Source organism: Marinobacter sp. L-80 (genome assembly GCF_056859395.1).
The window spans coordinates 30,759-42,369 of sequence record NZ_JBSXOI010000045.1; the positions used below are offsets into that span (position 1 = coordinate 30,759).

Here is an 11,611-nt window from a genome sequence, read left to right on the forward strand (position 1 = left end):
ACATACACAGGCAGGAGAAACACCATGATTGATTCAACCCCGATCCCTTTCTTCACCGACGATATCGCCATTGTCGCCCATACCACCTCAAACGAAATGAGCGACGCAATCGGCCGCCCGATGACCATTCGCGAGTTCGCTGAGCGTGTAAACGCTCCGGTCTATCTGGGCACCACCGATAACGGCGAGCTATACGCAGCGTCCGGCCGCTACCCGAATATTCAGTTCCTGCACGGCCCGGAAGAAATCCAGGCCGCCGCATAAACCCAGTTTCCGTTTTGGCTGGCAGTCTTTCCGCTAATGGGCTGCCAGCCCTTTTCAAATTCGAGGTGTCGCCATGAGTGCCCAGAAACAACTGACAGACATTTTTTCAGCAGACGGTGAGTGCAAATTCCACGATTCTGCAGCCCTTCCTTTGCCGGCGAACTTTAATCCGGGATCTATTTATCTGAGAGTCCACATCCGGATTGATACACCGAGCTACCGGCAAAAGAACATTTACTACCCCCAGTTCGCGGACAACGCCGCCAGCGATAAATTCTACGAGGAAATGGGCGCCCTACTCAGCGACGAGCACATGATTGTTGATGGCACCTACGCCCGGACATTTGGTGAAGTTCCCGAGAAGCTTCACATTCACCCGGATGATCTGAACGGTTTGGTCTCGCTCGATCGCCTGGTTCGGATTGTCGAAGCAATCAAAGCCGGGAAAAGCAGCGTCACTGGGCTGCGCTGGGTTGATGTCTACGCCATTTGCGAAGAGCTCGATGATGACGAGAAACTGAACCGACTGACCTACTACCGTGAGGAGCTGGCTGAGTCCCTTCTCGACTCCGCGTTCACTGGAAAGCGAAAGATCTACCGAGACATCACAACTGACGGACTGTTTTACGAGTATGGTGCCATCCGCTCAGCATTCCCTGGTCTTCAGTTTGTGGAGCACTTTTCGGCTGGTCGTGGCGGTTGTCAGATCTCTCACCAGTTTAAAAATGAGCTGATCAACGACCTGATCAATCAAGGCCTGCTTCATGAGCGTTTCAAAGACGGACGTCAATGGCACCGCGCCAGCCTGAAGACCGAGCTGAACCAGATTCGCAAGGCAGATAGGACCTCTTTGTGGAAACTCGCTGAGCGTGTAGCAACGCCGAAAAAGAACCCTTGGGAGACCCAAAAATGCCGTTAATGATACGCGAAGATCTGGAATGGTCTGATGATGAGCACGAGAGCCGGGAATACCGCCGGTTAGCTCGCAACTGGAATGCTATTCACCGGGCAATCCTGACCCAGCCCTACCCGTGCTTCACCACGGATATCGACAAGGGATTTTTTTTCATTTTCGAAGACGAGCTGCTGTTTTGCACCGGCTATGCCTTCGACGATGCAAGCCAGGAACCGAATTGGGACCAGTCTTGCCCGCTCTACAACTTCGACGGCCAGGGCGCCGACGATCTGGCAGACCTGTCAGCGAAAATTGAGCGCTGGCTGGAAAAGCCCGCCTTCGTCCCACTGCCGAATGATTTTGATCTTGCATCCAAGCCCATACCCATGGCCGAGGGTTTTGATGAGCACTCTGTGTTTTATCTGGTCGAAGTCTAGCGCCTCACCGCAACCAATCCAAAGCCCGCAACGCGGGCTTTTTTTGTGTCTGGCGTTCCGCCAGCCGGGGCGCAAGCGCCCTTATGTGTGCACTGAGGCCGGTTGGCTACGCCACGGCTGTCGCCGTGAAATTGCCACTATATACACCTTGCATGGTGTATGTATGCTGGTAAAATGGTTCTCAGGTTAGGCAAACAAGCAAGGCAAGACTTATGAACAACACCAGCGAGCGTTTACAGCATTTCGACAGAGCACTGAAAACCGTGGCGGCTCACTTCTCACGCTATGGCCGTGAGGGACGTGTGGCACCGGTCACCCGGACTCTGGAGTGTGCTTTTGAAACCGACTCTCAATTTTCCGACGCGCTTGCTGCATCGTTGATGCTCAAAGCCGAGAAATCCCCCGCCCTGAAAGCTGGCCTTAATGGCTGGAAAGTCTGGGAATCCCAGGTTTGGCTCGACGGTGCCAAGGTCCATGAGGGGCGCTCCCTCTCTGAGATACGCACCAGCCTGACACCTGCGGGAGAATCAGCATGAGCATATCCCCCGACAACATTCCCACCCAGGATCTCGAATATCTGAGGGCCGCGGCAGAAGATCTGGATAACGGAAATGCCATCCGCACCGATACCGGCATCCTTGTCATGATTTCCAGCGAGCCCGAACAGAACCTTTGGCTTCATGGAAGCCGGCCGTTGGCGGCTCTTGCCGAGCAGGCCCAGGCTGGCGGGGAAACCTCATTCTTCGTTCAGAGCAGCGACATTACCCATGGCCGGCCCTTCAAAGTGCCTGCGTGTGCGGCTTACACAGCCAGTCGCGGCGAGAAGCCCGGCCCGGAACACCCCCAGGAACTGACCATCACCCAGTATCCGGATCTGGAAAGACCCGGCGCTATTCATGCTTACGGTGTCACTGAAGCCACCTTCCAGCGCATCCGTACGGAGCTGGATGTCTTCAAGCGTGATGACGTCGATGACGAGGTGATCCTTGATGTAAACGGCTGGGACGACGAACAACTTGCCCCGCTTTGGGAAATCCTCAAGCGAGAGCTTGACCACCTACCCACCCACATTCTCTTTTACGTTAACCAGTGAGGCATCCCATGAGCGCACCCAAAGTGACCATTGAAACCTCCACGATGACCGTGGAAAAAGCTGTGATGAATCAGGTACGGGATATGCTGGCGGCCGTGGCCTCCGGGAACACCCCTTTCCCCACGGAAGTCAGAGCCCTGCAGAAATCGGTAAACGATGCTCTGGACAAGGTAAACGCACAACACCTGATGCAGGGCCGGTACCGCTGTACCCACTGTTTCCATGAGTGGACCGTCGAAGACGAACTCAACGACGCCAAGGAGTGCCCAGAGTGCAATACCCCGGCGATTGAGCCTTACTTCAGCGGGAACCCCTACGACTTCAATGCGGTACCGACCTATGCGCTGGCGGAACACGAGCGCCGGTACCCGGACCCGGCTGCCTATGGCACCTATACCGTCGAGGTACACCGGACGGCCGTTCGCTGCCGCGAGATTCAGGTTGAGAATGAAATTGGCCCGGCCTCTGCGGAAATCCACGCCATGGCTCTGGCTCCGGATGAGGTATTCAGCAACGACATCGAGGCGGAGTACCACGTTGAGGGCCATGAGTTTGAGCCTGCGGATACTGAGGAGAAAGGCGAGGAGGACACCAATGCTGTTTAAGTGCCTCCTCAAGGTTCGGGGAACAGGCAACGACGAAGCCCTGGCCGTGGACGAAGTGGAGGCGGAAACCCGCCCCAGGGCCCGCGACATCATGATTGAGCGACACTGGGACGAGCGTCTGACTATCACCTCAAGGCCCCATGTCGTGATTCTGGGGAGCCGGAAGGCTCCCGGTCGAGGCACAGCATGAACGTGCGAAAGGTGGCCACACCCTGCACCCCCACGGTGACGTTTTACCACGGGGCGAGTGCTCCGGATTTCGAGGGCTGGAAAGCCGATCGCGGCCGGAGCGATGAGGCCGACATGCTGTTCCTGTCCCGGTCCCCGAATGTGGCCAGACGGTACGGCCGGGTGTTCAAGATTGACTACCCGGTTACCGGAATCCCGGCCATCTCGGTGGAGGACTGGTTCAGCGGCCAATGCCCGGCGACGAGCTTTCTGATTCTTGGCGACGGCGGCTATGACTTCCCGGTAGACACGCTGGTCTTGAGGGAGGATCCGGAAACTGAATTCCACGCGGTGGCCGATATTGAAGCCCTTGATGACGGGCTGGCTTTCATCCATGACCCACTGTCACCCGAGGACCGTCAATTCGACGCTTATATTACCGAACACTACGACGGAGACGTTCACGCCTTCACGGCGGACATCCAGCACAGCGTTTCAACCTGATAATTTCTGGAGATCCCATGAAAAGCATCAAAATCGTCATGGCCTGCAAGTCCGGGCCCCTGGTACAGAACCCGATCGCCGTCGTTTTCACTGTGAGCGAGGCGGACATAGACCGTATTGGCCAGGTCATCAACTTGGCTACAGACCACGACCTTTCCGAGGCACGATTCACCAAGCCGGATGCCCAGTATTACGGCGGTGATTTCTCGGCCACCACCCCTGAAATTGTGGTCTCCGACGAACAGATCTGGGTCTCGGCCCTGTTTCACGAATTCGATGCGGAAGTTCCTATCAACACGCCGGCGGTGACCTTTCAGGAACTGAACTTTGCCTTTAACCAGTCCCAGCACGGGGATATATGGTTCCCCGGTACCGGAGATGACGTCCTGCTCGAGTCGGCACTTGAAAACGCGGAGGACTGGGAGCTGTCTAAAAACCCGATCGGCTACCAAGTCTCGAATCCGGAGACCGGCGAGCACTGGGATGACCGCCCCTCGTATGAGGTTATCCCCTACGCGATCGCGCTTGGCGAGCTGGTCGAGGCCCGCAAAGAAAGTCCGGACTGGGAACTCTGGACCATTCTTCCGGACACCATCGAAGAACCGACGCTCGCCCTCATGTAGAGGGCTGGTACCCGACTCACCCCAGATTACGACAGGAGCGCCTATGTCCCAGGTTACCCAGCACAACCCGCCGCTTTCGGTTGGCGAAAAAGTGATTGTGCCCGGCCTGAATGCCAGCGGCCGAATCCTGATGCCGGACCCGGATCCGGGCTCACGGCCAAACGGAGCCAACGAGCCTATCTGGTACCTGAAGTTTTCAGATGGCACCGAGGGTGGCGGCTGGCGGGAATCGGAGCTGATGCGCCAGCCCTGAAACATCTCTCTACCTGCAAACGACAGACACAGGCCTTCCGAGGCCTGTTTTTTTGTGCCTGGCGTTCCGCCAGCCGGGGCGCGGGGCGCCCTTATGTGTGCACTGAGGCCGGTTGGCTACGCCACGGCTGTCGCCGTGGGAGTTGAAACTGTATACACCTTGCATGGTGTAAGAAGAATGGTAGAATGAAGTCAGGTTAGGACAACATCAGGGGGCAGCATGAAACAGAGACACACCAAAGAATCATTGGAGCGTCGGGCCAGCAGGCTTGAGGACAAGATTGAGCGACTGAGCAAAGCCGATCCGGACGCCAATCACTGGGAAATCCAGCATTGCTACGAGGAGGCCGGGCGCCTTCGCGAATGGGCAGAGCATGGATGCCTCATTGGTAACCCGACCAGCACATGGCGCCCATAACGATGGGCGCCGCTAATCGGAAACTCGCCATGGAACCACAGGCCCCAGACTCTGCAGAGGAAGCCATCCGAGAAGCGTTCAACGCCATCGAAGGCTATCAGCTCAAGACATGGGTACCGCTGACCGTCACCTATCGGGGAAACACAGTTCACTTCCTGGCCTGCCAGAAGCGCAACAAGTCTTTCACCGAGCCGGCCGCCGCTATCCATCTGGTCTCGATCACCACAGAACGGCTGAAACCAGTGCTTCCGGTTACGCATAACAGCCAGACCTTCCGGCTAACCGGCAAGAACGAACTCAAAGAAACCGGGCTGATTTCCGAGGCCACACCAGAATTGCTATCGAAGTGGACACGGGCGGGATTGCCACTGGCCGCCCTCCCCCACTCAGGACTCAAGGACACCAAACATGACTAACAACGCACAGTTCAAGGTCACCAAGACCATCTCAATCAACATCCGTTGGAGCACGACCGAAGAAACCCCCGAGCGCCACCTTGAGGCACTTGAGGAGACCGGCTTGGATCGGGCCCACGAAATGATGCTTCAGGGTTACAGTGAAGGCGAGCTTTACGACAACATCACCATGCCCGGCGACCCTGAAGATGGTGTTGACTACCGGGGCTGGTGGACCAGTGAAGCATCCATTGATCGCGAGATCCCCGTGTTTGACGGTTTTGCAGCGGAAGTGGCTGCCAAAATCCAAGCCCTGGATCTTTCAGCGGACGTTAACCCGGAGTTTATTGACCAAGCTGCCGAGGACGGGTTGTCTGTAATTCAGGCGGTTCAGAGCTGGTTTGCAGATCGGGAGTTCGACTGCAGCAATCTGCACCCCCTATCCGGGTCGGTAAGTGAATACGGAATCGGCGTCGTGCATCTTGAGCGCCCCTACATCCCCATCAGCGAGGAGTCTTTCAACGACTATCTAAAAGACGGTGAAAGCGATCTGTACCTGACGCTCAGTGGCGTTGTTGTAACCTATGGCACTGCGGATATGGGCCTCGCACTGATGCCTCTGAATAAGGAAATGGCCAAATTCGTATTGGATAAGCACCAGGAGTCGGGAGCAGACGCATGAGGTACACGATCAATCTCAACTCAGTTGAGCAACGGGCCGATACGCTGGATGCTGTTTTGACGATTCTGGCGGACTTCACAGACTTTGACCGGGCCGCCATTACCCAGGATATTCTTTACAATGGCGCGGCCAGCGTCCTTTCCGGCCCTGATACGGCTCTTGTTGTGGATACCATGTACAAGGCAGCGAAGCAGGCCCGGGAGTGCGCCCGGAAAATGTACGCCCGGGACGGTGAAGTGGAATTCGCCGATGACTTGCCCGTGGAGCGAACCGAGGATGGGTACCGGGTGATGTGCTGGGCATGGGTCGATGCCGCCGATGCCGGGTGCGACGATCTGGACGAGGATGCCGACGAGGACAACGTAGAGCTGGCCTACATCTCAGCCGCCAGTCACATAGATGTCGAATTCGACGAGCACTCTGTGGCCTCCCTCGGGGATGACCCCGGCGCGTATGTGTCAGGCTGGGTAGAAGTGAGCTTCGCAGACGTCGAAATCAAAGCCCAGTAAACTGATATACACCTTGCACGGTGTTCCTGTTGTGGTAAAATGGTCTTCAGGTTAGGCAATTAAGCGCAGGAGACCACCCATGAACAAACAAGACTTGATCAAGGCACAGCGCCTATCACGGGCTATCCTTCTGGATATCCTCTCGGATGATACGCTCAAGACGATCGACAACTTCGGCGACCTCCACGATCATTGTGATGCAAACTGTCTGGCTGGCGTTTGCCAAGAGTGGCACTGGTTGCACGATGAGCCGAATGAGCTGGACATTCTCAATGAGGCCCAGAATATGGTGAACCGGGCGCTGGGGGTGATCAACGCCGAGATCCCCGCCGACAGCAACAACGCAGAAGGACACTGAGATGAGCACCGACGACATTACAGCAATCGGAATACGCCACGGTCTTGAGTTTGATTCGGTGGCCTCCGGTGGGCGCTACCAGCTGCTGATGCTCGCCCCTGGTGGAGACGAAAAGCCGGTGTTCGTTCTGGAGAATCCGGAAAATGGCGAAGGCCCCTCAGATCCGAATGCCCGCATCGGGATTATCTGTTACCCGAACATGAACCGCTGGACCGACTGCGTTGAGGCTGTATTCCCCAACGCCGAGGTCGCGCTGAAGCAGCTCGCCAGCGCTGACTTCCGGACAGCCCTTGTCTGGGAAGTTGCCGGCCTGCTCAACCCTGGTCCTACCATGGAAGCAACGCTTGAAGCCGTTGCATGGTCCGGTGAGGCCCAGCAAATCATCAAGAAGCAGGATTTCACCTTTGCCGAGATGGCCAATGAGATTCTGGAAAACTCCGGGGCTGAGATCGCCCTTATCCCCCACCCCGGCGGCCAGGATTAATCAGGAGGCACCATGAACGTACATTTAGAGCGCAACGTGATGGAGAAGAGCGACGTTATCGCGCTCTTCCAATCTTTCTCGCTGGAGGATCTGCGAAAACGCTTTGTCTGGGCGAATGCGTTCTTTGAGCGCAATGACCAGCCGGAGTATTACCTGAGCGGCCTGGTCGAGAAAATGTACAAGCTTGGGTACCAAGTCTATGCCGGAGACCTTGAGATTATGCCTCTTGGCCGGGAGACCATACACGAGAAGGCGTACCTTTGGGCCCGAATGGACGACATAAAGACCGGCCGCCATGGCGAATCTCTGATGCCCTCTCTTGGTGATGCACTGGTTTCCCAGGATAACCCGGGCGCGTTGATTGAGCAGGCCGTCTGCATCCTCCGCGCCTATCGGAATGGCTTTGATGCTCGCAGCTCAGAGGTTCATTGACATCCTCCCCGGCATGAATGCCGAGGATTCCTGCGGCGCTCAGGCAGGGCATAGAGCCTTGCCTGAGTCGCTTCGGTGGGTTCCTGCTGCTGGCGACCTTGCTGCATCGCTCACTTCACAGGCGAACCGGGCGTGTCCCGCCCTTAAAACATTGATCGCGCCAACCGTGTCGGCATTTTCTTTGAAATCGCACTCGACACAGTGGAACAGCGATTGCGTTCGGCGGTTCTCTGCCGACACATGGCGGCAAGCCGGACAGGTTCGACTGGTGTTGTGTGGCGGTACCGCCACCAACCACCCGCCACTCCATTGGAGCTTGTAGTCCAGCTGGCGGCGGAACTCGAACCAACCTTGATCCAGAATGCTCCGGTTCAGACCGGATTTGGCCCGGACGTTGCGTCCGGGTTGATCGGCGGTGCTTGCCGCTGACTTCGACATATTTCGCACCTTTAAGTCCTCGATACACACCATCGCGTGGTTTTGGCTGATGGTCGTCGTGGCTTTGTGCAAATAGTCGCGGCGGGCGTTACCGATCTGGGCATGGATGCGCTGAACTTTGGCTTTCGCTTTCTTCCAGTTGTTGCTGAATTTGGTTTTGCGACTGAGCGCCCGCTGCGCTTTGCGCAGTCGGGCCTGATGTTTTTTGAAGCTGTTGAGGGGCTTCAGATGGTCGTCACCCTCGAAGGCCGGCAGCGGCCGGTCGAAGGCGGCGAAGCGAGCCACGCCCAGGTCGATGCCGATGGCATCGCCCTTGGGGATCGGCGTTTCCACCTCACGTTCGGTCTGGATACTGACAAACCATCTACCGCCCGACTGGCTGACGGTGACGTTTTTCACCGTGCCCAGAACTTCACGACTGTTGCGATACCGGACCCAGCCCAGCTTAGGAAGGAATAGGCGATTATTCGCTTGGTCGAGCTTGATTTGTTTGGGGTCAGGGTAGCGAAAGCTGTCGGAGATGCCTTTCTTTTTGAACCGAGGGAAATCAGCCCGCTTGGCGAAAAAGTTGGTGTAGGCCCGCTCCAAGTCTTTCAGTGTTTGTTGCAGTGGGTGAACCGGAGCCTCCGCAAGCCAGACGGTTTCCGGAGCGTTTCGCCATTCGGTGATCTGCTTGCAGAGCCCGGCGTAGTTCAGCTTCTTCTCGCCCTGATCGTAACGGGCCTTTTGCAGCCCCAGCGCCTTATTGAACACAAACCGGCAGGAGCCCGCGAAACGGCGCATGAGGCGTTGTTGCTGACCATCGGGCCGGAGTTCGTACTTAAAGGCTTGCAGGCGTTTCATTCAGCTCATCCACCACTGTTCGTACATACAGTATTATAGGCCACGTTCCGTGGCCACGCTATCCTTCCCCGGCCTGAAGTGCCGAGGCTTGTCGCGTTTCTTGGTCAACACTGGCCGGACTGCTGGGCGTGGATCCCTCAATGTTTAAGGACGACGAGTGATGAATCAGAGCCGATTGCCCGATCCCAAGGCAAACCCTCACCCGACCGAGGTTGAGGCGCAACCCAGCGATAACGTCATTGTCCGCGTGGAATCCCGCGAAGGCTACGCAATGGACATTGGCCGGTACCTGCACGGCATAGAAAGCTGGCGGGTCGACGGGATTTCCGGAGATGCACCCGTTGTGGAGTGGTGGCCCATGCCGGAGCCCGGCACCGGTACCATGATCTAAACCACAGCCATGATAAAAACCCGCCTTTGAGCGGGTTTTTTTGGTGCGCCCGGCACGGGCGCACTCCTGGAGGTGCAAGTCCTCCCGTGAGCTGGCCACAGCGAACGAAGTGAAGCGCAACTGCGGAAGGGTGACCGACCGTGGGGAGGAAGCGTGGAGCGTAAACCGTGAGCCGATGAACAAGAATCGGATATGAGGCACTGCCAAGCAGGGCGAGCGGGCCAAAAGCCGCGAAGCTCTTGTGGCCAAGGCGAAGTGGTGTAAATCCGGCGGTTGTGCGGCGAAGGAGTGTGTTCTTACCCGGGGAGATCTCGCCTCATGCCTGAAAGGGCGACGTGGCAACACGGAGCGAGAAGTCAGCAGAGGCCATAGTAACCGCTAACACAGGGCGAAGGGCCGAACGAGAAGGAGCGTCAAACGCCTTGTCGATGAGCACTGTACGGCATCAGATGCCCGCGCCAGCGGGGCGGATCGCGCAACGGACAGGTGAAGCCTTGCCGAAGGCGATGAGCGATGAAGCAGGACTCCCGCGACAAGAACCGGAAGGCGCAGGGCGAAGCCTGCTTGAGCAGGCGTTCGCACGAGAGAATATGCAGCGGGCATGGAAGCGCGTGAAGGCCAACAAGGGAGCGGCAGGTGTGGACGGGTTGGACATTGCCCAAACCGCGGAACACCTGCGATGGGCGTGGCCTGAGCTTCGCCAGCACCTGCTGAGCGGCGCCTACCAACCACAGCCCGTCCGTCGGGTAGGCATCCCGAAGCCGGACGGCAGTGAGCGGGAACTGGGCATCCCCACCGTCACTGATCGTCTGATTCAACAGGCACTGTTGCAAGTGCTGCAACCTCTGATTGATCCCACCTTCAGCGAGCACAGCTACGGCTTCCGCCCGGGCCGTCGGGCCCACGACGCCGTGTTGGCTGCGCAGCGTTACGCCCAACAGGGCCGCCATATCGTGGTGGACGTCGACCTGTCGAAGTTCTTCGACCGGGTCAACCACGACATCCTGATCGACCGCCTGAAGAAACGCATAAACGACCCCGGCGTTATCCGGCTGGTTCGTGCGTACCTGAACGCGGGCATCATGGACGGTGGTGTGGTCATGGATCGGCACGAGGGCACGCCGCAAGGCGGGCCATTGTCGCCGTTGTTGGCCAACGTTCTGCTGGACGAGGTGGATAAAGTGCTGGAACGCCGGGGGCACTGCTTCGCCCGTTACGCCGATGACTGCAACGTCTACGTTCGCAGCCACAAGGCGGGAGAACGGGTCATGCAGTTACTCCGCCGCTGTTATGGAAAGTTGCGTCTGGTGATTAACGAAGCCAAGAGCGCGGTGACCAGCGTGTTCGGGCGCAAGTTCCTCGGCTATGCCCTGTGGCAAGGGAGGAACGCTGAGGTTCGACGCGCGGTATCCACCAGGGCGTTACAGGCGTTCAAGCTCCGGATCCGGCAACTGACCCGGGGATCAGGGGGTCGCAGTATTGAACAGGTGGTAGAGCAACTCCGCCGATACCTGCTCGGCTGGAAAGGGTACTTCAGGCTGGCGCAAACGCCACGCATCTGGCGATCACTGGATGAGTGGATACGTCGTCGTCTGAGAATGCTCCACCTCCGGCAGTGGCGGCGGGGTAAGACGATCTACCGGGAGCTGGTCCGGTTGGGTGCCAGTTCCTGGGTGGCTGAATCTGTGGCGGCTCTGAGTCGCCGCTGGTGGCACAACAGTCGCTCTGCCATCCACAATGTCCTGACGATTGCCTACTTCGACCGGTTGGGAGTGCCGAGACTCTCGTGAACCCTCAACGTCTCGAACCGCCCGGTGCGG

Annotated in this window: 20 protein-coding genes; 19 read left to right on the plus strand and 1 reads right to left on the minus strand. The window is 57.7% G+C overall.

Annotation, left to right across the window (positions count from 1 at the left end):
• Positions 1 to 24: 24 nt before the first annotated feature.
• The 17 genes from AC13E3_RS03835 to AC13E3_RS03915 all read left to right on the plus strand — a co-directional run bounded on the left by AC13E3_RS03835 (position 25) and on the right by AC13E3_RS03915 (position 8,119).
• Entirely contained in the window at positions 25 to 264 is a 240-nt protein-coding gene (locus AC13E3_RS03835) for a hypothetical protein (RefSeq protein ID WP_136632593.1), read from the plus strand.
• Positions 265 to 337: 73 nt separating this feature from the next.
• Positions 338 to 1,183: a hypothetical protein gene (locus AC13E3_RS03840; protein ID WP_136631086.1), complete on the plus strand. Its 846-nt coding sequence runs from the start codon at positions 338 to 340 to the stop codon at positions 1,181 to 1,183.
• Positions 1,174 to 1,596 carry a hypothetical protein gene (locus AC13E3_RS03845; RefSeq protein ID WP_136631087.1) on the plus strand — a complete coding sequence of 141 codons (423 nt, stop codon included), beginning with the start codon at positions 1,174 to 1,176 and terminating at the stop codon, positions 1,594 to 1,596. Before AC13E3_RS03840 ends, AC13E3_RS03845 begins: the two co-directional genes overlap by 10 nt.
• Before the next feature lie 212 nt (positions 1,597 to 1,808).
• Positions 1,809 to 2,132 carry a hypothetical protein gene (locus AC13E3_RS03850; protein WP_136631088.1) on the plus strand — a complete coding sequence of 108 codons (324 nt, stop codon included), beginning with the start codon at positions 1,809 to 1,811 and terminating at the stop codon, positions 2,130 to 2,132.
• Positions 2,129 to 2,689 carry a hypothetical protein gene (locus AC13E3_RS03855; protein WP_153637337.1) on the plus strand — a complete coding sequence of 187 codons (561 nt, stop codon included), beginning with the start codon at positions 2,129 to 2,131 and terminating at the stop codon, positions 2,687 to 2,689. The genes AC13E3_RS03850 and AC13E3_RS03855 overlap by 4 nt, the downstream gene beginning before the upstream one ends.
• An 8-nt stretch (positions 2,690 to 2,697) precedes the next feature.
• Positions 2,698 to 3,294, plus strand: a complete 597-nt coding sequence (locus tag AC13E3_RS03860; protein ID WP_136631090.1) for a hypothetical protein — start codon at positions 2,698 to 2,700, stop codon at positions 3,292 to 3,294.
• Complete coding sequence (locus tag AC13E3_RS03865; protein ID WP_136631091.1) at positions 3,284 to 3,484, plus strand: hypothetical protein; 201 nt, start codon at positions 3,284 to 3,286, stop codon at positions 3,482 to 3,484. The genes AC13E3_RS03860 and AC13E3_RS03865 overlap by 11 nt, the downstream gene beginning before the upstream one ends.
• Entirely contained in the window at positions 3,481 to 3,966 is a 486-nt protein-coding gene (locus AC13E3_RS03870; protein ID WP_136631092.1) for a hypothetical protein, read from the plus strand. Before AC13E3_RS03865 ends, AC13E3_RS03870 begins: the two co-directional genes overlap by 4 nt.
• 17 nt (positions 3,967 to 3,983) lie before the next feature.
• Entirely contained in the window at positions 3,984 to 4,589 is a 606-nt protein-coding gene (locus AC13E3_RS03875; RefSeq protein ID WP_482901739.1) for a hypothetical protein, read from the plus strand.
• A 43-nt stretch (positions 4,590 to 4,632) separates the two neighbouring features.
• Positions 4,633 to 4,842 (plus strand): hypothetical protein, encoded by a 210-nt coding sequence (locus tag AC13E3_RS03880; RefSeq protein ID WP_482901740.1) that lies wholly within the window; start codon positions 4,633 to 4,635, stop codon positions 4,840 to 4,842.
• A gap of 219 nt (positions 4,843 to 5,061) precedes the next feature.
• Complete coding sequence (locus AC13E3_RS03885) at positions 5,062 to 5,259, plus strand: hypothetical protein (RefSeq protein ID WP_136631095.1); 198 nt, start codon at positions 5,062 to 5,064, stop codon at positions 5,257 to 5,259.
• A 29-nt stretch (positions 5,260 to 5,288) separates the two neighbouring features.
• Positions 5,289 to 5,675, plus strand: coding sequence for a hypothetical protein (locus tag AC13E3_RS03890; protein ID WP_136631096.1), 387 nt, complete (start codon positions 5,289 to 5,291; stop codon positions 5,673 to 5,675).
• Positions 5,668 to 6,336 (plus strand): hypothetical protein, encoded by a 669-nt coding sequence (locus AC13E3_RS03895; protein WP_136631097.1) that lies wholly within the window; start codon positions 5,668 to 5,670, stop codon positions 6,334 to 6,336. The genes AC13E3_RS03890 and AC13E3_RS03895 overlap by 8 nt, the downstream gene beginning before the upstream one ends.
• Positions 6,333 to 6,845, plus strand: coding sequence for a hypothetical protein (locus AC13E3_RS03900; RefSeq protein ID WP_136631098.1), 513 nt, complete (start codon positions 6,333 to 6,335; stop codon positions 6,843 to 6,845). Before AC13E3_RS03895 ends, AC13E3_RS03900 begins: the two co-directional genes overlap by 4 nt.
• A 79-nt stretch (positions 6,846 to 6,924) precedes the next feature.
• Positions 6,925 to 7,203, plus strand: coding sequence for a hypothetical protein (locus AC13E3_RS03905; RefSeq protein WP_136631099.1), 279 nt, complete (start codon positions 6,925 to 6,927; stop codon positions 7,201 to 7,203).
• Between the two features lies 1 nt (position 7,204).
• Positions 7,205 to 7,687 carry a hypothetical protein gene (locus AC13E3_RS03910; protein ID WP_136631100.1) on the plus strand — a complete coding sequence of 161 codons (483 nt, stop codon included), beginning with the start codon at positions 7,205 to 7,207 and terminating at the stop codon, positions 7,685 to 7,687.
• 12 nt (positions 7,688 to 7,699) lie between these two features.
• Complete coding sequence (locus AC13E3_RS03915) at positions 7,700 to 8,119, plus strand: hypothetical protein (protein ID WP_136631101.1); 420 nt, start codon at positions 7,700 to 7,702, stop codon at positions 8,117 to 8,119.
• Positions 8,120 to 8,158: 39 nt separating this feature from the next.
• On the opposite strand, the gene AC13E3_RS03920 is transcribed toward AC13E3_RS03915, so the two are convergent.
• The gene (locus AC13E3_RS03920; RefSeq protein ID WP_482901741.1) at positions 8,159 to 9,400 is read right to left on the minus strand and encodes an RNA-guided endonuclease InsQ/TnpB family protein; all 1,242 of its coding nucleotides are present in this window, start codon (positions 9,398 to 9,400) and stop codon (positions 8,159 to 8,161) included.
• A gap of 160 nt (positions 9,401 to 9,560) precedes the next feature.
• Between AC13E3_RS03920 and AC13E3_RS03925 the strand changes: the two genes are divergently transcribed.
• On the plus strand, positions 9,561 to 9,791 hold the full coding sequence (locus AC13E3_RS03925) for a hypothetical protein (RefSeq protein WP_136631103.1): 231 nt from the start codon (positions 9,561 to 9,563) through the stop codon (positions 9,789 to 9,791).
• A 422-nt stretch (positions 9,792 to 10,213) separates the two neighbouring features.
• Positions 10,214 to 11,581, plus strand: a complete 1,368-nt coding sequence (gene ltrA / locus AC13E3_RS03930; protein ID WP_053115127.1) for a group II intron reverse transcriptase/maturase — start codon at positions 10,214 to 10,216, stop codon at positions 11,579 to 11,581.
• Positions 11,582 to 11,611 lie beyond the last annotated feature (30 nt).